Origin of the sequence: Citrobacter sp. CK206, from assembly GCF_030333125.1 — a bacterium.
GTDB lineage: Bacteria > Pseudomonadota > Gammaproteobacteria > Enterobacterales > Enterobacteriaceae > Citrobacter_B > Citrobacter_B koseri.
This window is the reverse complement of sequence record NZ_JAOWGM010000031.1, coordinates 25206-50499: the sequence shown is the minus strand read 5'-3', so window position 1 is coordinate 50499 and position 25294 is coordinate 25206. Positions and strand designations below refer to the sequence as shown.

General features: G+C 53.9%; 22 protein-coding genes. 6 read left to right on the top strand and 16 right to left on the bottom strand.

Translation table 11 applies throughout. The features are described from left to right. Positions 1–96: 96 nt before the first annotated feature. Both alr and dnaB read right to left on the bottom strand, forming a co-directional pair. Positions 97–1176: an alanine racemase gene (gene alr, locus OGX81_RS21290; protein WP_049011986.1), complete on the bottom strand. Its 1080-nt coding sequence runs from the start codon at positions 1174–1176 to the stop codon at positions 97–99. Between the two features lie 118 nt (positions 1177–1294). Next, positions 1295–2710, bottom strand: coding sequence for a replicative DNA helicase (gene dnaB / locus OGX81_RS21285; RefSeq protein WP_012134629.1), 1416 nt, complete (start codon positions 2708–2710; stop codon positions 1295–1297). A gap of 81 nt (positions 2711–2791) precedes the next feature. On the opposite strand from dnaB, the gene OGX81_RS21280 reads away from it, so the two are divergent. Next, positions 2792–3775 (top strand): quinone oxidoreductase, encoded by a 984-nt coding sequence (locus OGX81_RS21280; RefSeq protein ID WP_012134630.1) that lies wholly within the window; start codon positions 2792–2794, stop codon positions 3773–3775. 176 nt (positions 3776–3951) lie between these two features. Here OGX81_RS21280 and pspG read toward each other — a convergent pair whose 3' ends face one another. From pspG to OGX81_RS21255, 5 genes are all read right to left on the bottom strand, one after another. After that, positions 3952–4194, bottom strand: coding sequence for an envelope stress response protein PspG (gene pspG, locus OGX81_RS21275; protein ID WP_104867900.1), 243 nt, complete (start codon positions 4192–4194; stop codon positions 3952–3954). A 162-nt stretch (positions 4195–4356) separates the two neighbouring features. Then, positions 4357–5394: a tRNA dihydrouridine(20/20a) synthase DusA gene (gene dusA / locus OGX81_RS21270; RefSeq protein WP_110123652.1), complete on the bottom strand. Its 1038-nt coding sequence runs from the start codon at positions 5392–5394 to the stop codon at positions 4357–4359. Positions 5395–5608: 214 nt separating this feature from the next. Next, positions 5609–6295 carry a DUF2931 family protein gene (locus OGX81_RS21265; protein WP_104867902.1) on the bottom strand — a complete coding sequence of 229 codons (687 nt, stop codon included), beginning with the start codon at positions 6293–6295 and terminating at the stop codon, positions 5609–5611. A gap of 18 nt (positions 6296–6313) precedes the next feature. After that, the gene (locus tag OGX81_RS21260) at positions 6314–7003 is read right to left on the bottom strand and encodes a DUF2931 family protein (RefSeq protein ID WP_104867903.1); all 690 of its coding nucleotides are present in this window, start codon (positions 7001–7003) and stop codon (positions 6314–6316) included. Further along, positions 7000–8982 carry an Hcp family type VI secretion system effector gene (locus tag OGX81_RS21255; RefSeq protein ID WP_104867904.1) on the bottom strand — a complete coding sequence of 661 codons (1983 nt, stop codon included), beginning with the start codon at positions 8980–8982 and terminating at the stop codon, positions 7000–7002. The genes OGX81_RS21260 and OGX81_RS21255 overlap by 4 nt, the downstream gene beginning before the upstream one ends. 510 nt (positions 8983–9492) lie before the next feature. On the opposite strand from OGX81_RS21255, the gene zur reads away from it, so the two are divergent. Further along, the gene (gene zur / locus OGX81_RS21250) at positions 9493–10008 is read left to right on the top strand and encodes a zinc uptake transcriptional repressor Zur (RefSeq protein ID WP_104867905.1); all 516 of its coding nucleotides are present in this window, start codon (positions 9493–9495) and stop codon (positions 10006–10008) included. A 93-nt stretch (positions 10009–10101) separates the two neighbouring features. On the opposite strand, the gene OGX81_RS21245 is transcribed toward zur, so the two are convergent. From OGX81_RS21245 to OGX81_RS21230, 4 genes are all read right to left on the bottom strand, one after another. Continuing rightward, a complete protein-coding gene (locus OGX81_RS21245) occupies positions 10102–10311 on the bottom strand; it encodes a CsbD family protein (protein ID WP_024130835.1) in 210 nt (69 codons plus the stop codon). A gap of 137 nt (positions 10312–10448) precedes the next feature. Beyond that, on the bottom strand, positions 10449–11768 hold the full coding sequence (gene dinF / locus OGX81_RS21240) for an MATE family efflux transporter DinF (protein WP_104867906.1): 1320 nt from the start codon (positions 11766–11768) through the stop codon (positions 10449–10451). 348 nt (positions 11769–12116) lie between these two features. Beyond that, positions 12117–12725, bottom strand: a complete 609-nt coding sequence (gene lexA, locus OGX81_RS21235; protein ID WP_012134642.1) for a transcriptional repressor LexA — start codon at positions 12723–12725, stop codon at positions 12117–12119. Between the two features lie 123 nt (positions 12726–12848). After that, entirely contained in the window at positions 12849–13217 is a 369-nt protein-coding gene (locus OGX81_RS21230) for a diacylglycerol kinase (RefSeq protein WP_012134643.1), read from the bottom strand. Between the two features lie 170 nt (positions 13218–13387). Here OGX81_RS21230 and plsB point away from each other — a divergent pair, with 170 nt between their 5' ends. After that, entirely contained in the window at positions 13388–15808 is a 2421-nt protein-coding gene (gene plsB, locus OGX81_RS21225; protein WP_104867907.1) for a glycerol-3-phosphate 1-O-acyltransferase PlsB, read from the top strand. A 91-nt stretch (positions 15809–15899) separates the two neighbouring features. On the opposite strand, the gene ubiA is transcribed toward plsB, so the two are convergent. The 5 genes from ubiA to malK all read right to left on the bottom strand — a co-directional run bounded on the left by ubiA (position 15900) and on the right by malK (position 21113). Further along, the gene (gene ubiA / locus OGX81_RS21220) at positions 15900–16769 is read right to left on the bottom strand and encodes a 4-hydroxybenzoate octaprenyltransferase (RefSeq protein WP_049011994.1); all 870 of its coding nucleotides are present in this window, start codon (positions 16767–16769) and stop codon (positions 15900–15902) included. A gap of 12 nt (positions 16770–16781) precedes the next feature. Continuing rightward, the gene (gene ubiC / locus OGX81_RS21215; RefSeq protein ID WP_012134646.1) at positions 16782–17279 is read right to left on the bottom strand and encodes a chorismate lyase; all 498 of its coding nucleotides are present in this window, start codon (positions 17277–17279) and stop codon (positions 16782–16784) included. A gap of 181 nt (positions 17280–17460) precedes the next feature. After that, positions 17461–18402, bottom strand: coding sequence for a maltose operon protein MalM (malM, locus tag OGX81_RS21210; protein WP_104867908.1), 942 nt, complete (start codon positions 18400–18402; stop codon positions 17461–17463). A gap of 154 nt (positions 18403–18556) precedes the next feature. Continuing rightward, on the bottom strand, positions 18557–19870 hold the full coding sequence (locus OGX81_RS21205) for a maltoporin (protein ID WP_077956889.1): 1314 nt from the start codon (positions 19868–19870) through the stop codon (positions 18557–18559). Positions 19871–20003: 133 nt separating this feature from the next. Continuing rightward, entirely contained in the window at positions 20004–21113 is a 1110-nt protein-coding gene (malK, locus tag OGX81_RS21200; RefSeq protein ID WP_012134650.1) for a maltose/maltodextrin ABC transporter ATP-binding protein MalK, read from the bottom strand. Positions 21114–21484: 371 nt separating this feature from the next. On the opposite strand from malK, the gene malE reads away from it, so the two are divergent. From malE to malG, 3 genes are all read left to right on the top strand, one after another. Then, positions 21485–22675 carry a maltose/maltodextrin ABC transporter substrate-binding protein MalE gene (gene malE, locus OGX81_RS21195; RefSeq protein WP_024130838.1) on the top strand — a complete coding sequence of 397 codons (1191 nt, stop codon included), beginning with the start codon at positions 21485–21487 and terminating at the stop codon, positions 22673–22675. Positions 22676–22803: 128 nt separating this feature from the next. Further along, positions 22804–24348, top strand: coding sequence for a maltose ABC transporter permease MalF (gene malF / locus OGX81_RS21190; protein ID WP_104867909.1), 1545 nt, complete (start codon positions 22804–22806; stop codon positions 24346–24348). Between the two features lie 14 nt (positions 24349–24362). After that, positions 24363–25253, top strand: coding sequence for a maltose ABC transporter permease MalG (malG, locus tag OGX81_RS21185; RefSeq protein ID WP_012134654.1), 891 nt, complete (start codon positions 24363–24365; stop codon positions 25251–25253). Positions 25254–25294: the final 41 nt, after the last annotated feature.

Below are 25294 nucleotides of genomic sequence, written 5' to 3'. Positions count from 1 at the left end.
GCGAGAGAAGATCGAGAGGATGTTGATGTGAATATCGCCGGATGGCGGGGTATCCGCCTTATCCGGCCTGGGATCAATGCGCCACCCGGCACGCATTTAATCAATGTACTTCATCGCAACCCTTGATGTCAGGCGCGTGATAAGTTCGTAAGCACTCACTTTTGTTATTTCCGCAATGCGCTCAACGGGCAGACCTTCACCCCACAAAATGACCGGATCGCCTGCTTTGTCCTGCGCCTGAGGGCCTAAATCGACGCAGATCATGTCCATCGCCACGCGACCGACAATCGTCACTTCCCGACCGTTAACCAGCACCGGCGTACCGGACGGCGCCGCACGCGGATAACCATCGCCATAGCCCATAGCAACCACGCCCAGACACGTATCGCGCTCGCTGATCCATGTGCCGCCGTAACCTACCGGTTCGCCCGCTTTATGCTCGCGAACGGCAATGAGGCTGGAGATTAGCGACATGACCGGCTGGCAGCCAAAATCTTCGCCAGTGGACTGATTTTCCAGCGGCGAGACGCCGTAGAGGATGATGCCCGGTCGCGCCCAGTCAAAATGAGACTGCGGCCACAACAGGATGCCGCCGGAAGCGGCGATGGAGCGTTGCCCCGGTTTACCTTCGCAGAAGGTATTAAAAATATCGAGTTGCTGCTCGGTCGCACCGCATTCCGGCTCATCGGCGCGGGCGAAATGGCTGACGATATTTACCGGCTGGCGCACATTTTTACACTGCGTAAGCCGTTGATAAAACGCTTCGGCTTTTTCAGGACGCACGCCCAGACGATGCATTCCCGTATCCAGTTTCATCCACACCGTTACCGGCTCATCCAGCCCGGCGGCTTCCAGCGCGGCAAGCTGTTCCTCGTTATGCACGGCGGTATGCAGATGCTGTGCAGAGATGACTGGCAGATCGGTGGCTTCAAAAAAACCTTCCAGCAACAGAATGGGCTGCGTGATCCCACCCGCCCGCAGGCGCAGGGCTTCTTCAAGGCGGGCGACGCCAAAAGCGTCGGCATCAGGGAGCGTTCGCGCGGTCTCCAGAAGACCGTGTCCGTAAGCGTTCGCTTTCACGACCGCAACCAGCTTGCTGGCAGGCGCCAGTTCACGCAGACGTTGCAGATTGTGTCGCAGAGCGCGGCGGTTAATGACTACAGTTGCCGCTTGCATTTGAATTCCTTATAAAAAGAATCGCCAAAATCATTCGCGTTGCAGGACAAAACGCGCTGTCCCCGAAGGGGTAAGCGGGCGCAGTCAACGCATCTGCGGCGTGAATGATGAAGGAGATTTACTCGTCGTCGTATTGCGGTCCCGCATAGTTATCAAAACGCGACCATTGCCCGTTAAACGTCAGACGTACCGTACCGATTGGGCCGTTACGTTGTTTACCAATAATAATTTCTGCGATGCCTTTTAAGTCGCTGTTTTCGTGATAAACCTCGTCACGATAGATAAACATGATTAAGTCGGCATCCTGCTCGATGGAGCCGGATTCACGCAGATCCGAGTTGACCGGACGTTTATCGGCGCGTTGTTCCAGAGAGCGGTTAAGCTGCGACAGCGCCACCACCGGCACCTGTAGCTCTTTTGCCAGCGCTTTCAGCGAGCGAGAGATTTCCGCGATTTCCAGCGTACGGTTATCGGAGAGCGACGGCACGCGCATCAGTTGCAGGTAGTCGATCATGATCAGGCTTAACCCGCCATGTTCACGGTAGATACGACGGGCGCGCGAGCGAACTTCCGTCGGCGTCAGGCCGGATGAATCGTCAATATACATATTGCGCTTCTCCAGCAGGATGCCCATCGTACCGGAAATACGCGCCCAGTCTTCGTCATCCAGCTGACCCGTACGAATGCGCGTCTGGTCCACGCGCGACAGCGACGCCAGCATACGCATCATAATCTGTTCGCCGGGCATCTCCAGACTGAAGATCAGTACCGGTTTCTCCTGCAACATCGCGGCGTTTTCGCAGAGGTTCATCGCAAATGTCGTTTTACCCATCGACGGACGCGCCGCAACGATGATCAGATCCGAGCGCTGCAAACCGGCGGTTTTTTTGTTTAAGTCCTGATAACCGGTATCGACCCCTGTCACACCGTCATGCGGCTGCTGGAAAAGGGTTTCAATGCGCGCCACGGTCGCATCGAGGATTTGATCGATGCTTTTCGGGCCTTCGTCTTTATTGGCGCGGTTTTCCGCAATCTGGAAAACGCGAGATTCCGCGAGATCCAGCAGCTCGTCACTGTTGCGCCCCTGCGGATCGTAACCCGCATCGGCAATTTCATGGGCGACGGAAATCATATCGCGAACAACGGCACGTTCGCGGACAATATCCGCATAAGCGCTGATGTTCGCCGCACTTGGCGTATTTTTGGATAACTCCGCCAGGTAAGCAAAACCGCCAACGCTGTCCAGTTGCCCCTGAATTTCCAGTGACTCCGCCAGCGTGATCAGGTCAATGGGTTTCCCCATCTCCTGCAAACGGTGCATTTCGGTAAAAATATGCCGGTGCGGCCGGGTATAAAAGTCATCCGCCACTACGCGTTCGGCAACATCGTCCCAGCGTTCGTTATCCAGCATTAAACCGCCCAACACCGACTGTTCCGCTTCAATCGAGTGCGGCGGTACTTTCAGCCCGTCAACCTGCAAATCACGGTCACGCGCATCAGTCTGTTGTTTGTTGAAGGGTTTATTTCCTGCCATAGTGAATGGAGTTACCGAGATAAAGAATGGGTCGAAACTTTACCATATAAGTGGACCCTTACGATACGTTCTGGAGGAAGCATGGCAACACGAATTGAATTTCACAAGCACGGTGGCCCTGACGTCCTGAAAGCAGTGGACTTTACCCCTGTAGACCCGGCGGAAAACGAAATCCAGGTCGAAAATAAAGCGATTGGCATCAACTACATTGATACCTATATTCGCAGTGGGCTCTATCCACCGCCATCCCTGCCCAGCGGGTTGGGCACCGAAGCGGCGGGCGTGGTGAGTAAAGTCGGCAGCAACGTTAAACATATTAAAGCGGGCGACCGCGTCGTTTATGCCCAGTCTGCGCTCGGGGCTTACAGTTCGGTACACAATGTTCCCGCCGATAAGGCCGCCATTCTCCCTAAAGCGATCTCTTTCGAGCAGGCTGCCGCCTCTTTTCTGAAAGGATTAACGGTCTTTTATCTGCTGCGCAAAACCTATGAGGTTAAACCCGACGAACCGTTTTTGTTCCATGCCGCCGCCGGGGGCGTGGGCCTTATCGCCTGCCAGTGGGCTAAAGCGCTGGGCGCGAAACTTATCGGCACGGTAGGCAGCGCGCAGAAAGCGCAAATTGCCTTACAGGCTGGCGCATGGAAAGTGATTAATTATCGTGAAGAAAATATCGCTGAACGGGTGAAAGAGATTACCGGCGGCAAAAAAGTACGGGTGGTTTACGATTCAGTCGGGAAAGATACCTGGGAAGCGTCGCTGGATTGCCTGCAACGCCGGGGGCTGATGGTGAGTTTTGGTAACGCTTCCGGCCCTGTGACCGGCGTTAACTTAGGCATCCTGAACCAAAAAGGCTCGCTGTACGTCACTCGCCCTTCTCTCCAGGGTTACATCACCAGTCGCGATGAATTGACCGAAGCCAGCAACGAGCTGTTTTCACTGATTGCCAGCGGCGTGATAAAAGTCGAGGTTGCGGAGAATCAGAAATACGCGTTGAAAGATGCGCAGCGCGCGCATGAGGTGCTGGAAAGCCGGGCAACGCAGGGATCGAGCCTGCTCATTCCGTAGTATGACGGGGAAAAGAATTAGGGCTTCCACATGGGAAGCCCTTTCTTTTTTAGTTCGGCTGTATGTAGGGTACAGCTCGATGAATTCATTAGCCGCGCAATAGTGACAGATTTGATAATCAATTCCTATTTGCTTCTAAGAAGAAAGTTACAGGTTGTGATCCTCTGCACAATACCTTAGTAAAACCGACGGTTATTGCGCTGATACTGTGGGATTTTTGGCGTTTTTACCGCTTTGATGGCCCACACCACGGCAACAGCCAACAGCAACCACGGCAGCAGTTTGATCACCAACGCAAACATGCCGCCCAGGAACATCACGGCGGTCGCCACCATCAGCGCGGCCAGAATTCCCAACAATGACACGCCGGTGGCCATCAGCATGATAAAAAAGCCCATCACAAAAAGTAGTTCCAGCATGATTCCCCCTGAATATGGAATGCCCGGTGGCGTAGCGCTTTGCGGGCCGACATATTCAGACCATTACAAGAAACATGCCAAAATTAATCTATTGATTTGCAAACAAAACGCCCCGCGACTGTGCGCAGGGCGTGGTGAAATTGACTAACTTTTAGTGAGAACTTAACGCTTATCCGCCACCCGTTTCAGCGCATGTTCCAGCACGTCAATGTCGGCGCCTGCTTTATGGGCATTTTCGCTCAGATAACGGCGCCACTGGCGCGCGCCAGGAATCCCCTGAAACAGCCCCAGCATATGACGGGTAATATGCCCGAGGTATGTCCCCTGGCTCAGTTCACGCTCAATGTACGGATACATGGCGCGAACGACAGCCACAGGATCGGCATCCGCCGTGGTCGCGCCAAAGATCTCACGGTCAACGGAGGCCAGAATGCCCGGGTTTTGATAGGCTTCGCGCCCGATCATCACACCATCCATATGCTCCAGATGCGCTTTCGCCTCTTCCAGCGACGTAATACCGCCGTTGATGGACATGGTCAGATGCGGGAAGTCACGCTTTAACTGGTAAACGCGCGGGTAATCCAGCGGCGGGATCTCGCGGTTTTCCTTCGGACTGAGCCCGGAGAGCCAGGCCTTGCGCGCGTGGATAATAAACATCTCGCATTCGCCTTTACCGGCGACCGTATTGATGAAGTCACAGAGAAATTCGTAGCTATCCTGATCGTCAATACCGATACGGGTTTTGACCGTTACCGGGATCGACACTACGTCCCGCATCGCCTTCACGCAATCCGCCACCAGTTGCGCATTTCCCATCAGACAGGCGCCAAACATGCCGTTTTGTACACGGTCAGACGGGCAGCCTACGTTGAGGTTAATTTCGTCATATCCTCGCGCCTGCGCTAGTTTCGCGCATTGCGCCAGCGCCGACGGATCGCTGCCGCCAAGCTGCAACGCCACCGGATGCTCTTCCTCGCTGTATGCCAGATAGTCGCCTTTACCATGAATGATCGCCCCGGTTGTTACCATCTCGGTATAGAGCAACGTCTGGCGAGACAGCAGACGCAGGAAGTAGCGGCAATGTCTGTCCGTCCAGTCGAGCATCGGCGCGATAGAAAAACGATGAGCAGGGTACAGGGCTAATTTCTCTGGCATCACGTTGGTTTGCAACGTGTTTTGTGACTCTTTATTTTGATGCATTTTTAAACTTTTTAACGTATTTTTGCATTCTCGGTACCTCTGACAGCCCCCTAAAAATGGGAGCCTACAGAGGAGAATGGAATGAGATATGGCCTACTATAGCATAGAGAAACACCCGCACGCAGATGGCACATTGAGGTTAAAAAGATGCCATGAGAAATAATGCCTGAATCATAACTGTTCGTGTGTTCATCATTGTTTCCCGTCCCTGTTATTACCACTCCCCGTAGGGGTAGGTTTTTCCTTTGATAAACGCTTCTGTATCGCTGGAATAACGGTATTCGCGCAGGAAGTCGCTGTTTGCCCCCTCCTTACAGATCGTCAGTTCATTACCCGACAGGGTGTGGATTTTCCGGGGCGTTACGGGGATGGCCGGATAATCGCCCACATCAGGGAACCAGATCCTGACCTTGCCGCCAGGCGCAAGGCCGAACAGAATATTGTTGTACCACAGAGGCTCCCCGCCAAACAGATGATCGGCAGGTGTCTTCATACGCTGCCACATTGCTGGTGAAAATATCACGCGGGTTTCATAAGTCCGGCGATCGATTAAGGAATCCCAGCAGAACACAATAAACTGCGGAGGCTTGTTGATTTTATTGAAATTAACGCTTCCGCCATACAGAATATCGCCCCATTTATCAATGGAAACTGGGTCACGGGATGTTGAGTCCAGCGTGTAAAAGGTATAGAGATAGCCGTCAGTATCGATTACCCGCGCTTGTGTAACATATGCAGGCAACTGCCAGGGGGTGATAAAAGAAAAACTCCCTTTCCCGTAGGGCAATGTCCAGTCGCCGCTGGCAGCCTGCTTCGACTGTAAGGGATACGTCTGCGGGTGACTGCACCCCGCCAGCGCCAGCAGGACTGCCAGAATACGTAACCATCGTGTGCTCATCATTGTTTCCCGTCCCTGTTATTACCACTCCCCGTAGGGGTAGGTTTTTCCTTTGATAAACGCTTCTGTATCGCTGGAATAACGGTATTCGCGCAGGAAGTCGCTGTTTGCCCCCTCCTTACAGATCGTCAGTTCATTACCCGACAGGGTGTGGATTTTCCGGGGCGTTACGGGGATGGCAGGATAATCGCCCACATCAGGGAACCAGATCCTGACCTTGCCACCAGGCGCAAGGCCGAACAGAATATTGTTGTACCAGAAAGGAGCTCCTGAACGATCAGTATGGTCTGCTGGGGTCTTCATCCTCTGCCATATGGCAGGAGAAAACATCACGCGGGTTTCGTAGGTCTGATGGTCAATGAGCGAATCCCAACAGAAGATCATATACTGTGGCGGTTTATTAACTTTGTTAAAAGTCACCCCTCCCCTATGGAGATTTGTCTTCCATTTGTTAACTGAATCCGGATCTCTGTCCGTATGGTCAACCGTGTTAAAAGTATAGAGATACCCGTCAGTATCAATTATCCGCGCTTGTGTTACATCTGCAGGTAACTGCCAGGGGGTGATAAAAGAAAAACTCCATTTACCGTAGGGTAAAGACCAGTCGCCGCTGGCGGCCTGCTTCGACTGTAAGGGATACGTCTGCGGGTGACTGCACCCCGCCAGCGCCAGCAGGACTGCCAGAATATGTAACCGTCGTGCGTTCATCATTGTTTCCCGTCCATGTTGTAAACTGTTCTGAGCCATCCGACATCAGGCCGGTTAACGAAGCCGATCGTTTCAGAAGCAGAAACCCCGCCTTGTGGTTTACCCGTTTTACTTACGGCGACGGCATTCCAGTTTGCTGAACAGTGGATATAGGTTTTGGCGATAATTTCAATGTCTTGCCCGGAAAAACCGATTGCTGTCTGTCTCAAACGCGCGGATTTACCTATCCTTGTCGCATGTTCATAGAAAGTGAGAAGCTCACCTGGAATCTGAATATCTTTTTTGTTCTCAAGGGGTTCAAACATCACCCCCGCCTCCTTCGCCGCATCGACCATCACCCGCAGAATTACCTTCGACCAGTCATTTCGGACAATACGCTGGCGCAGCGTCAGTGCGGCAAAGCTGCGCTTTTGCATCTGACCATAACGGTCAGTAGCGGCATAGTCGTCTGACCAAACTTCAGGGGTGATTTCATTAGTACGAATAATCGGTGCGATAGCAGGAGAGGCTTCCAGAACCGGTAGTTGTGCCATGGTCTTCTGGTAAGCGCCGGAACGTTCATCAGGCTGATTTGATGGTAAAGTGCCCACCTGCGGGCGGGTAAGAAACAGATCCTCACGCGTTTTAGGCAGGTAACCGCCGCCAATGTCGGAATGTACTCCGGGTAAGGTTATCTCCGGCCAGGCAGGTGCCACGCTGTTAAGCGCAAAGTTATAGCGACATTCATGCTGAGCGGTGATATGGAAAACTTTTTGCGCCACGCCGGGCCGCAAACGAATATTGACGTCGCCCGTATCAGCGCTGTGTGGATTCAGACCATTAAAGGGAGTTCCAACGGCCGTGACGGTATCAAAAATACCCATGAAGCGGGTCTTTCCTGCAGGTTTCCCCGTGTAGACCTGTTTTACCATGCCAGCATTAATGGCATTCACAATTGCGCCATCTTCTGACTGTACGCGATTAGCAAAATGACGAGCCGCTGCCGCACCGCGACTGAAGCCAAAAATATCAAACAGCAACGAAGTAACAATAAATCCACCATCAAATTGGTTTAATGCGGTTTTTATTGCTTCAGCCAGTTGCGCTACCGCATCGTCAGTTTTAGCGATTACACCGTAATCAGACGTGCCAAGCCCTAAGCCGATCATACTGTCCGCTTCACCAGCCTGCGTACCTATGCCCTCAATATATACGGCATGTTGAATATATTTCCCGTCAGCAGGAAATCGTTGCAAGTACAATTCATTTAGCCAGTGTATATTTGTATAGTACCCGTAGTAGCTGGTTGCCTCCGTACCACTCAGCCCCATTTTTTCGGAAGCACTCTTTTGGAGAATTCTTTCCGCATCAGGGTTATCAATGTCAAAATGCTGCGCGGTACAAGCCGCCAGCATATTTCGCGTATTGACCGCGTTATTGCCCGTACCATCGAAGAAGATCCCCAGCACCAGCGTGACCTTTCGTTTCTCCGGCTCCGGGGGAGGGGATATAACCTGCGCCACTGGAAAGAGCTGATTATATCGTTCAGGCGTAACAAGGTAATCGAACTCAGTACCAGCGAGAAGATGCTGACAATGAATATAATCATAATCCAGCGAAATATATTCATAATCCAAACTATTTTGCCGTGATTCAGATACCAGCCGATTTAATCTTGCCCCTCTCAGTTTAATGACATAATACTTCTCCCACCGGCCAAATCTATTGATCCGATAAATATCAAAGCGCATTTTAAGATTTTCATTATTATTGATCGCATTTGTCAGTAACGGTGACGCCCTGTCAATTACTTTGCTAAAGGACAGCCCCTGATGCTTCACCCCCATTCCAGTGTTTGATATCCCCTGCGTAAGGCTAAAAACGAAAATTTCATCTTCATGTCCCTGCTGCCAACGATTCCCCACTGAAGTTGTGGTTCCACAACCAGAGGAAATATCCCCTTGATGCTCACCCTCAATGGTTACATAAATAATATCACCCATTTGTGCCCCTGATTTATTACACCACTTTTATGAGAGTAATTCTCTGGGGACAGTGATATTTTGTGCATCGTCAAAAAATAACGTATTGCCACCACGATTTAAGAATAATAATGTTACAAATAAAAAGCAGAACAATAAATACCCTTAAAGCATACTGAACATGAATATCATAAAATTTTCATAGGTGAACGCTTATAAAAGGTCCTCACTTAAGTTTCATGATAATTTTACTGAGCAATTTTAATAATACGATTAGCGTTAATAGATAACCGTTCAATGATAGAAAATAATACCACCGGGTGAAAGTCCAGTGACGCTATGGACTATTCCTCCCGGTTCAATTTACCCACTTACAGAAACCAGTGACAGACGCGCCGCCGTGCAGGTATTGTTTTTTGCATGAAACGGTTATGTGTAGCAACCAGAGCTGTGTTATGAGCTGCTTCTCGGCGTTTCACGCAGAACATGGTAAAGTAGAAGATTAACCTTTCACGCAATCCGAGGTGCCACATGGAAAATACCACCACGCAAGAGCTTTTAGCGCAAGCTGAAAAACTCTGTGCGCAACGCAATGTGCGGCTGACACCCCAGCGCCTCGAAGTGTTGCGTCTGATGAGCCTACAGGAAGGCGCGATCAGCGCCTATGACCTGCTGGATCTGCTGCGTGAAACGGAGCCGCAGGCCAAACCGCCGACGGTGTATCGTGCGCTCGATTTTCTGCTTGAGCAGGGTTTTGTTCACAAGGTCGAATCCACCAACAGCTACATGCTCTGTCACCTGTTCGATCAGCCGACCCATAGCTCGGCCATGTTTATCTGCGACCGTTGTGGTGTGGTAAAAGAGGAGTGTGCTGAAGGCGTGGAAGACATTATGCATACGCTGGCGGCAAAAATGGGGTTCGCTCTGCGCCATAACGTGATTGAAGCACACGGGTTATGCCCGGCGTGTGTGGAAGTCGAAGCCTGTCGCCACCCCGGCGAATGCCAGCACGACCATTCTATTTTGGTGAAGAAGAAACCACGTTAAATAAATCGGGCGGCTAATCCGCAGACGCCGCCCAAAGCAAGTACGTTGAACAGAGGGGAGTACGTCCTTGTACTCACGGGCAGGAGAAGTTGATTACCAGCGGTAGTCGTTACGGTTTTCCCATTCTTTCACTTCTTTTTCCGCCTCATCTTTTGCGTAACCATAGCGTTCCTGGACTTTACCCACCAGTTGATCACGCTTACCTTCGATGACTGTCATATCATCATCGGTCAGTTTGCCCCATTGCTCTTTCACTTTACCTTTAAACTGTTTCCAGTTGCCGCCGATTTCGTCTTTATTCATCATCAAGTCCTCATCGTTCGGTTGTGAATAGCGGGAGAACGTCGCTCAAACGCATTACGTTTTCTGCTGAACGTGGGATTAATTGTAGTCAGTGATTCGGCCTTCGTTTTTTAATTCAGAGTTTTTAACCACCGGACTCAGGCAAACCAGGTCCCTTTTCGCCAGTGTCGCCGCCAGATAAATGCCAGAGAAAGCCCACGAAGCGCCAGAAAAACGGTTAGCGCAAGCCACAGTCCGTGGTTCCCCAGCAGCGGTATCGTCAGTAGGGTGAGCGCAAACCCGGCTGCGGCGACAGCCATGCTGTTACGCATTTCAGCCGCCCGCGTCGCCCCGATAAACATACCGTCCAGCAAATAGCACCAGACGCCCACCAGCGGCAGAATCACCTGCCAGATAAGATAGCGATCGGCCAGAAGCTGAATCTGCGGCAGCGAAGTCAGCAGGGCGATGATGTACTCCCCCGCCAGCACATAAACCAGCGCAAACAGCAGCGCCACAATTCCCGACTGGCGACACGCCGCCCGCCATACGTCCAGTAGCTGGCTGCCGTCCCGCGCGCCATAAGCCTGACCCGAATGGGCTTCTACCGCATAGGCGAAGCCGTCCAGCGCATAGGCAGTAAAGGTCAACAACGTCATAAGAACGGCATTCACCGCAATGATATCGCTTCCCATACGGGCGCCCAGTACCGTGATTGCGCCAAAACAGAGTTGCAGCAGCAGCGAACGCAGCATGATGTCGCGATTAAGCGCCAGCAAACGACGGAAGTTCCCGCGCCAGGCCTGTTTCAACATACCGGGAGAGACACCGCGCAAACGAAGGACTTTGCGTACCATCAGCAGACCAATTAACAGCGTGGCATATTCGGCGATGACCGTCGCCAGCGCAGCCCCTTGCACGTTCATGTGCAACCCCATAACCAGCCACAGGTCGAGGACGATGTTCAGGATATTCCCGACAATTAGCAGGATAACCGGCGCACGGGCGTACTGAACGCCAAGCAGCCAACCAAGCAAAACCAGATTAGCCAGAGATGCCGGGGCGCTCAGCCAGCGGATCGCCAGAAATCGTCTTGCCTGCTCCAGCACCGCTTCGCTACCGCCAACGATATGCAATGCCAGATCGATAATCGGCGTGCGCAGCAGCGCAATCAGCGCCCCCGCGCTCAGCGCCAGGATGAGTGGTTGCACCAACGCTCTCGCCAGCGCTTGCGGATTTTTCGCGCCAAAGGCCTGCGCCGTTAACCCGGTAGTGCTCATGCGTAAGAAGAGCAACAGCATGAAAAGGAAGCTGGTTGCGGTTGCGCCAATGGCAACACCACCCAGATAGACGGGGCTATCAAGATGACCAATAACAGCCGTATCCACCAGACCCAGTAAGGGGACGGTGATATTGGAAAAAATCATGGGTAAGGCGAGGCGCCAGAGTGCTTTGTCAGAGGATGTGAAGAAAGGCATGCAGATGAGCCTGAGAAAAAGTCAAATAAACCAATCGATTAATCGCCGGATGGCGGCGTAAACGCCTTATCCGGCCTACGGTACTACGGGTACATTTGCCGGATGGCGGCGTAAACGCCTTATCCGGCCTACGGTACTACGGGTACATTTGCCGGATGGCGGCATAAACGCCGTATCCGGCCTACGGTACTATGGGCACATTTGCCAGATGGCGGCGTAAATGCCTTATCCGGCCTACGGTTCTATGGGTACATTTGCCGGATGGCGGCGTAAATGCCTTATCCGGCCTACGGGGATATTTGTAGGCCTGATAAGCGCAGCGCCATCAGGCGTTGTGCCAGCGCCTGATTACAGCCATTCACCGTTACGGATAACGCCTACCGCCAGTCCTTCGATGGTGAAGCTCTGCTCACGCAGGTCAACCACGATCGGTTTAAATTCGCTGTTTTCTGGCAAAAGTTCAACTTTATTGCCCTGTTTTTTCAGGCGTTTTACCGTGACTTCATCGTCAATACGCGCCACAACCACCTGGCCGTTACGGACATCCTGGGTTTTATGCACCGCCAGCAGATCGCCGTCCATAATTCCGATATCTTTCATCGACATGCCGCTAACGCGCAGCAGAAAATCAGCATTGGGTTTAAACAGCGAGGGATCGACCTGATAATGGCCTTCGATATGCTGCTGCGCCAGCAGCGGTTCACCGGCGGCGACACGACCGACCAGCGGCAACCCTTCTTCTTCGTCCAGAAGCAGGCGAATACCGCGCGATGCGCCGGAAACAATTTCAATCACCCCTTTACGCGCCAGCGCTTTCAGGTGTTCTTCAGCGGCGTTTGGGGAACGGAACCCCAAACGCTGCGCGATCTCCGCACGCGTTGGTGGCATACCTGTCTGGCTGATGTGATCCCGAATGAGATCAAACACCTCTTGCTGCCTGGCCGTTAACGCTTTCATTCCGCCCCCTGGGTGTATATACAGTTATGCTGTGAGTATATACAGCTAAAGGTGATTTTGGAACCATAAACTGCGCAGAAAACAGGAGTTTTATACCGTTATGGAATCTTTATCGAAAAAACCTTAGCGGAAATGTGACCATAGCAGGAGACCCCAGGTCATCAGCGCGACGAAAATAGACAGTAGCACCGCCGCAGACCCCATGTCCTTCGCGCGGCCGGAGAGTTCATGGTATTCAGAGCCAATACGGTCAACAACAGCTTCAATGGCGCTGTTAAGGATTTCAACAATCATCACCAGCATCACAGAACCAATCAGCAGTACGCGAGTAATGGCATCCACATCCAGCCAGCAGGCAATCAGCACACCTGCCAGCACGGCGATGCTTTCCTGGCGAAACGCCGCTTCGTTGACCCATGCGGCGCGAAAACCTTTCCAGGAATAGCCTGCGGCTTTAATGATTCGGGTGAATCCAGTGGTATTATTGGCCATTAAAAGAACCTTTTTGCATTATTAGCGTCAATGAAATTATATCGTTGGCCCGTATGATTCGGGCGACGGCAACGCAGCGCGAAGTATGACGGGATACACCAGAAATTCACCAGACTTTCTGATATCCTTGCAGCGCATTTGCATTATTAACCAGAGGCTTTACATCGTTTATGTCCGGCTGGCCACGAATTTACTACAAATTACTGAATTTACCATTAAGCGTGCTGGTAAAAAGCAAGTCTATTCCGGCAGATCCTGCCCCGGAGTTGGGGCTTGATACATCGCGCCCTATTATGTACGTATTGCCGTACAACTCCAAAGCAGACCTGCTGACGCTGCGCGCCCAGTGTCTGGCGCACGATCTTCCCGACCCGCTGGAGCCGCTGGAGATCGACGGAACGCTGCTGCCGCGTTATGTCTTTATTCACGGCGGGCCGCGTGTCTTCACCTATTACACGCCAAAAGAAGAGTCCATTAAGCTTTTCCACAACTATCTCGATCTCCACCGCAGCAATCCCGATCTGGATGTGCAAATGGTGCCGGTATCGGTGATGTTTGGCCGCTCTCCGGGGCGCGAAAAAGGAGAAGAGAACCCGCCTTTACGTATGCTGAACGGCGTGCAGAAATTCTTTGCCATCTCCTGGCTGGGACGTGACAGCTTTGTTCGTTTCTCGCCGTCCGTGTCTTTGCGTCGGATGGCTGACGAACACGGCACTGACAAGACAATAGCGCAGAAACTGGCGCGCGTGGCGCGTATGCACTTCGCCCGTCAACGTCTGGCGGCGGTCGGGCCGCGTCTGCCAGCCCGTCAGGATCTGTTTAACAAGCTGCTGGCTTCAAAAGCCATCGCTCGCGCCGTGGAAGATGAAGCGCGCAGCAAAAAAATCTCCCATGAAAAGGCGCAGCAAAACGCCATTGCGCTGATGGAAGAGATTGCCGCCAACTTCTCCTACGAGATGATCCGTCTGACCGACCGTATTCTGGGCTTTACCTGGAACCGTCTTTATCAGGGGATTAACGTCCATAACGCCGAGCGCGTTCGTCAGTTGGCGCACGACGGGCATGAAATTGTCTATGTGCCCTGCCACCGCAGCCATATGGACTATATGCTGCTTTCCTACGTGCTGTATCACCAGGGGTTGGTGCCGCCGCATATCGCTGCGGGCATCAACCTGAACTTCTGGCCGGCGGGTCCGATTTTCCGCCGTCTGGGCGCGTTCTTTATTCGTCGTACCTTCAAGGGCAACAAGCTCTACTCCACCGTTTTCCGCGAATACCTGGGCGAGCTGTTCAGCCGTGGTTACTCGGTTGAGTATTTTGTCGAAGGCGGTCGCTCGCGTACCGGTCGTCTGCTCGACCCGAAAACCGGCACGCTGTCGATGACCATTCAGGCGATGTTGCGCGGCGGCACGCGTCCTATCACGCTGGTGCCGATCTACATCGGCTATGAGCATGTGATGGAAGTGGGTACTTACGCCAAAGAGCTGCGTGGCGCGACGAAAGAGAAAGAGAGCCTGCCGCAAATGCTGCGTGGTTTAAGCAAACTGCGTAATCTGGGCCAGGGCTACGTCAACTTTGGCGAACCGATGCCATTGATGACTTACCTCAACCAGCATGTGCCGGAGTGGCGTGAATCCATTGATCCTATCGAGTCTATCCGCCCGGCCTGGCTGACACCGACGGTGAATAACATTGCCGCCGATCTGATGGTGCGCATTAACAACGCCGGTGCGGCCAACGCCATGAACCTGTGCTGCACCGCGCTGCTGGCTTCCCGCCAGCGCTCTCTGACCCGTGAGCAGCTGACTGAACAGCTCGACTGCTATCTGAGTCTGCTGCGCAACGTGCCGTACGCGGCGGATTCTACGGTTCCTGCGCAGAGCGCCAGTGAACTGATCGACCACGCCTTGCAAATGAACAAGTTTGAGGTCGAGAAAGACACCATCGGCGATATCATCATTCTGCCGCGCGAGCAGGCCGTGTTGATGACCTACTATCGCAACAACATCGCGCATATGCTGGTTCTGCCTTCCCTGATGGCGGCCATCATTACCCAGCACCGCCACATCTCGCGTGACGCGCTGATGCAGCATGTTGACGTGCTCTATCCGATGCTGAAAGCGGAACTGTTCCTGCGTTGGGAACACGATGAGCTTGCCAGCGTGATTGACGCGCTGAGCAGTGAGATGCAACGTCAGGGGCTGATCGCCGTACAGAACGATGAGCTGCATATCAATCCGGCACATTCTCGCACGCTGCAACTGCTGGCGGCTGGCGCGCGCGAAACGCTGCAACGCTATGCCATCACCTTCTGGCTGCTGAGCGCGAATCCGTCGATCAACCGCGGTACGCTGGAAAAAGAGAGCCGCACGGTCGCGCAACGTCTTTCCGTTCTGCACGGCATTAACGCGCCGGAGTTCTTCGATAAAGCGGTGTTCAGTTCCCTGGTGTTGACTCTGCGTGATGAGAAATACATCAGCGATACCGGAGACGCCGAGCCTGAGCAGACGATGAAGGTGTATCAGATGTTGGCTGATTTGATCACGTCGGATGTGCGTCTGACCATTGAGAGCGCAACGCAGGGCGAGTGACAATAAAAAGCCGGGTGGCGGCTTCGCCCTACCCGGCCTATGTTCTGCGCAATATGTTATGTAGGCCCGGTAAGCGCTACCGGGCTTTTTTTCAGCCAACGTAACTCATCGCCAGCCCTAAAAACAGCACCAGGCCGACGTAGTTATTGTTCATAAACGCTTTAAAACAGGCTTCACGTTCGCGCCCGATAATCAGTTTCTGCTGATACACAAACAGCGCGCCGGCCACCAGCACCGACCAGTAATACCCCCAACCCAGCCCGTTCAGCCAGCCAATCAGCGCCATTAGCGCCAGCACCGCAATCTGCAAAATCCCGATAATAAGTTTGTCATGTCGCCCGAACAGAATGGCCGTCGATTTAATGCCGATTTTCAGATCGTCGTCCCGGTCAACCATCGCGTACTGCGTGTCGTAGGCTACCGCCCAGAGGATATTGGCCAGGAACATCAGCCAGCAGCTCAGCGGCACGGACTCACTCACCGCTGCAAACGCCATAGGAATAGACCAGCCGAACGCCGCGCCCAGCACAACCTGCGGCAAATGGGTGTAACGCTTCATGAAGGGATAGACCCACGCCAGCGCCAGCGCCGCAATCGACAGCAGAATGGTCATCGTATTCAGCGTTAACACCAGCAGGAAGGAGAGCGCTACCAGTACGACAAACAGCGTGCGCGCCTCTTTCTCCGTGACCGCCCCGCTGGGCAACGGTCGGTTGGCCGTGCGTTTCACATGTCCATCAAACTTACGATCGGCATAATCGTTGACCACGCAACCGGCGGCGCGCATTAACCAGACCCCGGCGACAAACACCGCCAGAATCCACAGTTGCGGTACTCCCGGCGTCGCTACCCACAGCGCCCATAATGTCGGCCAGAGCAGCAGTAAGGCGCCGATTGGCTTATCCGTACGCATCAGGCGGTGAAACGCCAACAGCTTATTCTGCGTCAGACTCCACTCCATTTTGTTTTCCTCTTAATACAACGGTGATGCGGGCAAAAACAGCTCGGTAAGCATCAGCGGCTTACCGCTCAGACGCAGGCGGGAACGACGCCCCCACAGTGCGGCATCACGACCAATCTCAATAAAATCTCGGGTCAACGTTGATGATGTAAACAGGTAGCGCCCTAACGGCGTTTTTCCCAGATTTTGTAAGGCCAGCTCAGGGCCGCACAACGTTGATTCAGGCACGACGGTACGCCCGGCAAGCCAGGGTTCGCCGTCTGCACATAACAAAATTTCACGTAACCAGTAGCGGGATTCGACCGGTAGCAGCGCCACCTCTTCAGCCACTTCATGTGGACCAACAAACGCTTCCCGAAGCAATGTCACGCTTACCCGTTTCCCTTCTTGCTCAAAACGTTTGGTCATGGAATCTTCCAGAAGTAACCAGTCGAGCAACCGGGAATCCAGCGCAGGAATCTCTTTAAAATAGCGCAGCGCACGCAGTTGCGTTAACGCAGGGTGTGACATGCCGTACTCTCCGTTTCATAACGTAAAGGCATTGTATCGCAGAAAAGAGATTACGGGAGGCGTAAACATAATTAAGTGATCGGTTGCGCAACAGAAGTGTAACAACTCGCATGGAATGCTAAAAAAAAGGTGCGCCAGGAGACGCACCAGTTGTTGCAAAATCAGCAATGTGGGGAGACGCTTACCCCTTGCCTTTTACACTGCTGATAAACGTGGAACGGGCAGATGTCGATCCCAGGCGTTCGGCTTCATCAAGCAGTTTCAGAGCTTTATCAACGTCACCTTTCGCTACCGCGTCCTTAATCGCATTGTTGAAGTAGCTTTCCGTGTCGTTCAGCATTGGCTCGCTTTTCTTCGCCGGGGCAGGCGCTGGCGCGGCAACGGCTGGTGCGGTATAGGCGGTCGCCGGTGCCGCAGTGTTGCCGACGGTGACAGGTCCCGGACCGGAAGAACCAAACAGCGGGCCAACCAGTACGCTGGAACTGCTGTTGGTTTTCACTTTCAGTTTCAGCAGGCCATCAGTCGTGTGGCGCGCGATCGGATCGGGAACATCCGGGACGGCATTACCCACACCTTTCGCATACGCTTTTGCCGGGTCAAGCAGCGTGGTGGTCTGCTGGAGATCGTTATTGGTGGTAAACACCAGAACGTACAGCTTCTGCTGGCCCAGCGCGGGCGTCAGGCGCATCACCCCTTCCAGACGATCCGCGCTCATCACGCCGGGGGCCTGGTAGGTAAAGTAGCTGCTGGGGAAATACGCTGAAGGCGTCAGGTTCTGGTCGAGAATCAGCACGTTCGGTGCAAATACGCTGGTTTGTTTGTTAACTTCGCTGCTCAATGTCAGCGTGAGCTCACCGATGTTCGCCGGTACGCTATACGCGGCAACCGGGCCTGTAATACCGGCGACGTCAAGCCGCTGACCACCGGTAGAAAGCTGTGTGGACTGCGTACTGGACTGGTCGACAGGCGTCCAGGTGAGTTGTTGTAGTGCGGCGGTCGGAATCGCAGGCGCTGCGCTGGTGTTTTGCGGAACATAGTTTACATCCGCCAGGCTGATGCCTGGCGCGCTTGCCAGCAACCCCGCCGATAAACAAAGGGCGACGAGACTTTTCTTCATTTTCATTGTTATCACCTCAGATAGCACGGGTTCAACGGTGGCCAGGCAATAGCGCGCTAAACCGCGAGAAACGGTGCAGATAATGCCGGATAGCGGCTACGCCTTATCCGGCCTGCATCTCGTTACCGGGGGACTTGCGCCCCCCTCGTTATGTCACGTATTACCACCAGATTTCCATCTGGGCGCCGAAGGACCACTCATCGTTGTCGCCACGGCTGTAAGTTGTGGCACTGGTATCTTTATAAGCGATACCGTTGTCATAGCCCCACTTCTCATCCCACTTCGCGTAGGTTGCGAAGAGACGGATAGCCGGGCGGGACCAGATGCTGTCGCCAGCCTGCCATTGTTGCGCCAGGGTGATTTTGTACTGGTTGTTGGTGTCGCTGGTACGCTGAGATTTCACGTTGTCGTAACCCACTTCCAGCAGGGTGCTCATGATCGGCGTCCATTTGAACATCGGACGCACGCCCACGGTGTACCAGGTTGTGCCGTTGTTGTCGTCGCGATCAATGTCCTGATACATACCGACGTACATCAAATCCCAGCGATCCCCCAGAGAGATTGCACCGTGGTCGAGGATACGCACCAGAGAACCATTGTTGTTGATGTCGTTATTAACTGTGTTGCTACTGTCGTCCACGCCAGTGAAGGAACCCTGAGGAATACCTTTACCCTGCGTGGTCATCGCGTCAGTGGCGTACTGAACCACAAACTTGTTGTAGCCCTTCAGCATGCTCTGGGTATGTTCAGCAGTGAACATCCAGCCGTCTTTAGATGCGCCGTCAGCCAGACGATAATCGTCAGTGGTGTTTGCGCGACCATAGTCGACACCCAGTTCCAGCACGCCGTCCGGGTTCGTTTCCAGACCGGCTAAACGCACGTCGAAGACGTCGTTGGCGGTGTCTTTAGAAGAGTTGTAAATATCCTGGCTGCTGAAGGTGTAGGAACCACCGGCTTCCTGAGAGCGGGTCGCTGCCAGAGACAGTTTACCGAAGCCCAGGTCGATGTTTTCGATACCCGCACCAGGACCAGAAATATCCCAGTAGTAGAAGTCGATCATGTGAACGTCATGACGCTGATAGAAGCGCTTACCCGCCCAGATGGTGGAGCCTGGCAGCCAGTCAATCAGGTTTTTACCCTGCACGTTGGCTTCACGGAACGCCGGATCGGTTGCTTCCCAGTCATTCTGTTGCGCTACGGAGTAGGCCACGTTAGTGTCGAAATAAAAGCTCTTGTCGCCTTCTTTCCACACTTCCTGACCCAGTTTCAATTCCGCATAGGTTTCACATTCGTTACCAAGACGGTATTTACTTTGAGCGCCAGTTGCCTGGAAACATTGTTGTTCGCCGCCACTACCCGTCCAGCCGATACCGGAACGAGCATAACCATGGAAATCCACTGCCATTGCCTGAGCAGACATAACGCCTGCTGCGACGGCAACCGCCAGAGGAAGTTTGCGCAGAGTAATCATTATTCTATCTCCTGAGATCATTGCTTTTCTTTAAACGCGTCCCCCTTCGGACTGCCTCTTTGTTGGCGGTGTTTTTTCACTTGCCGCCTTGATGCATCCTCGAATGGTTTTGCGTTTTGTTTTTTTAATGGGGACCTTAAACGCCCGGCTCCTTATGCAGCCGACGGCATGCGGAACCATCTTCACGGAACAGATGGCAACGCTCTGGCGGCAGACCGATAGCGAATGTGGCACCCTCTTCTACCAACACCACGTCGTTCTGGCGGTAAACCAGGTTTTGACGAATGGCGGGGATCTGGATATGAATTTGTGTTTCGTGACCAAGTTGTTCGACGACCTGAACCTCGCCTTCCAGGGTGACATCGGCGATGTCGCTGGGCAGCAGATGCTCTGGACGAATACCTAAAGACATATTTGCTCCGACCTGAACGCCGTTGCTTTCTACCGGCAGCCAGACGTTCTGGCGGTTCGGCAGCTCAACCTGCACCTGCTCGATAGCGGTCGCGGTGACTTTCACCGGCAGGAAGTTCATTTTCGGGGAACCGATAAAACCTGCGACGAAGCGATCCGCCGGATAGTGGTACAGCTCCAGCGGCTTACCGACCTGCGCCACGCGGCCGGCATCCAGCACCACGATTTTGTCGGCCAGCGTCATCGCTTCGACCTGATCATGGGTGACGTAAATCATCGTGCGGCCCAGACGCTTATGCAGGCGGGAGATTTCGATACGCATCTGCACGCGCAGGGCGGCATCGAGGTTAGACAGCGGCTCATCAAGCAGGAACACGCGCGGTTCCGCCACCAGCGTGCGGCCTATCGCCACGCGCTGGCGCTGGCCGCCGGAGAGCGCTTTCGGCTTGCGCTCCAGCAGGTGCGCCAGTTGCAGCACTTCCGCCACCTGATTCACACGCTGATTCATCACCTCTTTTTTGGCCCCCGCCAGCTTCAAACCAAAAGACATGTTTTCTGCCACGGACAGGTGGGGATAGAGCGCATAGGACTGGAAAACCATCCCCACGCCGCGTTCGGCGGGCGGGATGTCGTTCATACGGGCTTCCCCAATGAATAGATCTCCGCTGGTGATGGTTTCAAGTCCGGCGATCATACGCAGCAAGGTCGATTTCCCGCAGCCTGACGGTCCGACAAACACCACGAATTCCCCTTCGTGAATGTCGAGATTGATATCTTTCGATACCACCACGTCACCCCAGGCTTTCGTTACATTTCGCAGCTGTACGCTCGCCATGCCCTTCTCCCTTCGTTACAACCTGTCATCGACAGCAACATTCATGATGGCCTGACTATGCGTTATCCCTTGATTGCGTAAATCCTCCACCCCCCGGCTTTTTTATGGGGGAGGAGGCGGGAGGATGAGGGAGCAGCGTCTGAGACCCGGGCCGCGCCCCGCCGAGGAATTTCGTGATGTCACCTGCAAAAATCGCGGTGTTTTTATGTGCGCCAACACGCATTACTCACATTTATGCAACACAGATCACATAAAGAAGGGGTGGGGCGTAGGGGTAAGGAGGATGGAAAGAGGTTGTCGTATAAAGAAACTAGATACCGTTAAGCCACCTCTGTGTATCCACGAGCACATCACCAAAAAGGATGGGAGATATGAAAATCAAAACTGGCGCACGCATCCTCGCATTGTCCGCACTGACGACGATGATGTTTTCCGCCTCGGCTCTCGCCAAGATTGAAGAAGGTAAGCTGGTTATCTGGATTAACGGCGACAAAGGCTACAACGGCCTCGCTGAAGTGGGCAAAAAATTCGAACAAGACACTGGCATTAAAGTCACCGTTGAGCACCCGGACAAGCTGGAAGAGAAATTCCCTCAGGTTGCGGCCACCGGTGACGGCCCGGACATCATCTTCTGGGCGCATGACCGTTTTGGCGGCTACGCACAGTCTGGCCTGCTGGCTGAGATCACCCCAGACCAGGCGTTCCAGGACAAGCTCTATCCGTTCACCTGGGATGCGGTGCGTTACAACGGCAAGCTGATCGCCTACCCGATCGCGGTTGAAGCGCTGTCCCTGATTTACAACAAAGACCTCGTTCCTAACCCGCCGAAAACCTGGGAAGAGATCCCGGCGCTGGATAAAGAGCTGAAAGCGAAAGGTAAGAGCGCGCTGATGTTCAACCTGCAAGAACCGTACTTCACCTGGCCGCTGATTGCCGCCGATGGCGGTTACGCGTTCAAGTTTGAGAACGGTAAGTATGACGTGAAAGATGTCGGCGTAGACAGCGCAGGGGCGAAAGCCGGTCTGGGCTTCCTGGTCGATATGATCAAAAACAAACACATGAACGCCGATACCGATTACTCCATCGCGGAAGCCGCCTTTAACAAAGGCGAAACGGCGATGACCATCAACGGTCCGTGGGCGTGGTCAAACATCGACAAGAGCAAAATCAATTACGGCGTGACACTGCTGCCGACATTCAAAGGCAAACCGTCTAAACCGTTCGTTGGCGTGCTGAGCGCGGGCATTAACGCCGCCAGCCCGAACAAAGAACTGGCGAAAGAGTTCCTCGAAAACTACCTGCTGACCGATCAGGGTCTGGACGACGTGAACAAGGACAAGCCGCTGGGCGCGGTTGCGCTGAAATCTTTCCAGGATCAGTTAGCGAAAGATCCGCGTATCGCCGCCACGATGGATAACGCCCAGAAAGGCGAAATCATGCCGAACATTCCACAGATGTCAGCCTTCTGGTATGCGGTTCGTACGGCAGTTATCAACGCTGCCAGCGGTCGTCAGACTGTCGACGCCGCGCTGAAAGACGCGCAGGGACGTATCACCAAGTAATGTTCAGGTCGTGTGCCGGATGGTGGCATCAATGCCTTCTCCGGCCTACAGAGCAGGTAGGCCGGAGAAGCGCAGCGCCATCAGGCACGCTGACCTACAGGATTTCAAAGTTGTAGAGGAAGATCCCCATGGATGTCATTAAAAAGAAACATTGGTGGCAAAGCGACGCGCTGAAGTGGTCAGCGATTGGTCTGCTGGGCCTGCTGGTGGGTTACCTTGTAGTTTTAATGTACGCACAAGGGGAGTACCTGTTTGCCATCATGACGCTGATTTTAAGCTCTGCTGGCCTGTATATTTTCGCGAATCGTAAAACCTATGCCTGGCGCTATGTTTATCCGGGTATGGCCGGCATGGGGCTGTTTGTCCTGTTCCCGCTGGTCTGCACTATCGCCATCGCCTTTACCAACTACAGCAGCACCAACCAGCTCACCTTTGAACGCGCCCAGCAGGTGCTGATGGATCGTTCTTATCAGGCGGGCAAAACCTATAACTTTGGCCTGTATCCGGCGGGTGACGAGTGGCAACTGGCCCTCACCGACGGCGAAACCGGCAAGAATTATCTCTCCGACGCCTTTAAATTCGGCGGCGAACAAAAACTGCAACTGAAAGAGGCTGACGCGCTGCCGACCGGTGAACGCGCCAACCTGCGCATCATCACCCAAAATCGTCAGGCGCTGAACCAGCTTACCGCCGTTTTACCCGATGAAAGCAAGGTCATCATGAGCTCGCTGCGCCAGTTTTCCGGTACCCGGCCGCTCTATACCCTTGCCAGCGACGGCACGCTGACAAATAACCAGAGCGGCGTGGCGTACCGGCCAAACAACGATATTGGCTACTATCAGGCCATCAACGCGGACGGCAACTGGGGCGACGAAAAACTGAGCCCAGGCTACACCGTGACCATCGGCTGGGACAATTTCTCCCGCGTCTTTACTGACGAGGGCATCCAGAAACCGTTCTTCGCGATCTTCGTCTGGACCGTGGTGTTCTCCGTTCTCACCGTGCTGCTGACCGTGGCGGTTGGGATGGTGCTGGCCTGCCTCGTACAGTGGGAAGCGCTGAAAGGTAAAGCGATTTACCGCGTGCTGCTGATTCTGCCGTATGCGGTGCCATCGTTCATCTCGATTCTGATCTTCAAAGGTTTGTTCAACCAGAGCTTTGGTGAGATCAACATGATGCTGAGCGCGCTGTTTGGCCTCAAACCGGCCTGGTTCAGCGACCCGAACACCGCCCGCACGATGGTCATTATCGTCAACACCTGGCTGGGCTATCCGTACATGATGATCCTCTGCATGGGCCTGCTGAAAGCGATTCCAGACGATCTGTACGAAGCGTCGGCAATGGACGGCGCGGGGCCGTTCCAGAACTTCTTTAAGATTACATTCCCGCTGCTGATTAAGCCGCTGACGCCGCTGATGATCGCCAGCTTTGCCTTTAACTTTAACAACTTCGTACTGATTCAGCTTCTGACCAACGGCGGCCCGGACCGCCTCGGCACCACTACGCCAGCCGGTTATACCGACCTGCTCGTGAGCTACACCTACCGCATCGCCTTTGAAGGCGGCGGGGGCCAGGACTTCGGTCTGGCGGCCGCGATCGCCACGCTGATCTTCCTGCTGGTTGGCGCGCTGGCCATCGTGAACCTGAAAGCCACGCGTATGAAGTTTGATTAAGGGAGATAACAACAATGGCAATGGTTCAACCCAAATCTCAAAAGCTGCGTCTCTTTATCACGCACTTAGGGCTGCTGATTTTTATCGCAGCAATCATGTTCCCGCTGCTGATGGTCGTCGCCATTTCGCTGCGTGAAGGCAACTTCGCAACCGGGAGCCTGATCCCGGAACGCATCTCCTGGGAGCACTGGCGGCTGGCATTGGGCTTCAGCGTGGAACACGCTGATGGCCGTGTCACGCCGCCCCCCTTCCCGGTTCTGTTATGGCTGTGGAACTCGATCAAAGTCGCGGCGATCACCGCCATTGGCATCGTGGCGCTCTCTACGACCTGCGCTTACGCGTTTGCCCGTATGCGCTTTCCCGGCAAAGCGACGTTGCTCAAAGGGATGCTGATTTTCCAGATGTTCCCGGCGGTGCTGTCACTGGTGGCGTTGTACGCGTTGTTCGACCGTCTCGGCCAGTACATTCCGTTTATCGGTCTGAATACCCACGGCGGGGTGATTTTCGCTTACCTGGGCGGGATTGCGCTGCACGTCTGGACGATTAAAGGCTATTTCGAAACCATCGACGGTTCGCTGGAAGAAGCGGCGGCGCTGGATGGCGCGACGCCGTGGCAGGCTTTCCGCCTGGTGCTGCTGCCGCTCTCGGTGCCGATTCTGGCGGTGGTCTTTATTCTGTCGTTCATTGCCGCCATCACTGAAGTTCCTGTCGCCTCGCTGTTACTGCGTGATGTAAACAGCTATACCCTGGCGGTAGGTATGCAGCAGTACCTCAACCCGCAAAACTATCTGTGGGGTGATTTTGCCGCCGCAGCCGTGTTGTCCGCCATCCCGATCACGCTGGTGTTCCTGCTGGCCCAGCGTTGGCTGGTCAACGGCCTGACGGCAGGCGGTGTGAAAGGCTAAGTTTCATTGATGTACCTGCCCGGAAACGGGCAATGCCACTG

Coding starts and splice junctions, on each gene's coding strand:
- ubiC (WP_012134646.1), bottom strand. CDS start 17,279: ATGTCACACCCTGCGTTAACGCAACTGCGTGCGCTGCGCTATTTTAAA.
- OGX81_RS21230 (WP_012134643.1), bottom strand. CDS start 13,217: ATGGCCAATAATACCACTGGATTCACCCGAATCATTAAAGCCGCAGGC.
- dusA (WP_110123652.1), bottom strand. CDS start 5,394: ATGCATCAAAATAAAGAGTCACAAAACACGTTGCAAACCAACGTGATG.
- alr (WP_049011986.1), bottom strand. CDS start 1,176: ATGCAAGCGGCAACTGTAGTCATTAACCGCCGCGCTCTGCGACACAAT.
- OGX81_RS21260 (WP_104867903.1), bottom strand. CDS start 7,003: ATGATGAACGCACGACGGTTACATATTCTGGCAGTCCTGCTGGCGCTG.
- OGX81_RS21280 (WP_012134630.1), top strand. CDS start 2,792: ATGGCAACACGAATTGAATTTCACAAGCACGGTGGCCCTGACGTCCTG.
- plsB (WP_104867907.1), top strand. CDS start 13,388: ATGTCCGGCTGGCCACGAATTTACTACAAATTACTGAATTTACCATTA.
- lexA (WP_012134642.1), bottom strand. CDS start 12,725: ATGAAAGCGTTAACGGCCAGGCAGCAAGAGGTGTTTGATCTCATTCGG.
- OGX81_RS21245 (WP_024130835.1), bottom strand. CDS start 10,311: ATGAATAAAGACGAAATCGGCGGCAACTGGAAACAGTTTAAAGGTAAA.
- ubiA (WP_049011994.1), bottom strand. CDS start 16,769: ATGGAGTGGAGTCTGACGCAGAATAAGCTGTTGGCGTTTCACCGCCTG.
- OGX81_RS21255 (WP_104867904.1), bottom strand. CDS start 8,982: ATGGGTGATATTATTTATGTAACCATTGAGGGTGAGCATCAAGGGGAT.
- dnaB (WP_012134629.1), bottom strand. CDS start 2,710: ATGGCAGGAAATAAACCCTTCAACAAACAACAGACTGATGCGCGTGAC.
- pspG (WP_104867900.1), bottom strand. CDS start 4,194: ATGCTGGAACTACTTTTTGTGATGGGCTTTTTTATCATGCTGATGGCC.
- malM (WP_104867908.1), bottom strand. CDS start 18,402: ATGAAAATGAAGAAAAGTCTCGTCGCCCTTTGTTTATCGGCGGGGTTG.
- zur (WP_104867905.1), top strand. CDS start 9,493: ATGGAAAATACCACCACGCAAGAGCTTTTAGCGCAAGCTGAAAAACTC.
- malE (WP_024130838.1), top strand. CDS start 21,485: ATGAAAATCAAAACTGGCGCACGCATCCTCGCATTGTCCGCACTGACG.
- OGX81_RS21265 (WP_104867902.1), bottom strand. CDS start 6,295: ATGATGAGCACACGATGGTTACGTATTCTGGCAGTCCTGCTGGCGCTG.
- malG (WP_012134654.1), top strand. CDS start 24,363: ATGGCAATGGTTCAACCCAAATCTCAAAAGCTGCGTCTCTTTATCACG.
- dinF (WP_104867906.1), bottom strand. CDS start 11,768: ATGCCTTTCTTCACATCCTCTGACAAAGCACTCTGGCGCCTCGCCTTA.
- malK (WP_012134650.1), bottom strand. CDS start 21,113: ATGGCGAGCGTACAGCTGCGAAATGTAACGAAAGCCTGGGGTGACGTG.
- malF (WP_104867909.1), top strand. CDS start 22,804: ATGGATGTCATTAAAAAGAAACATTGGTGGCAAAGCGACGCGCTGAAG.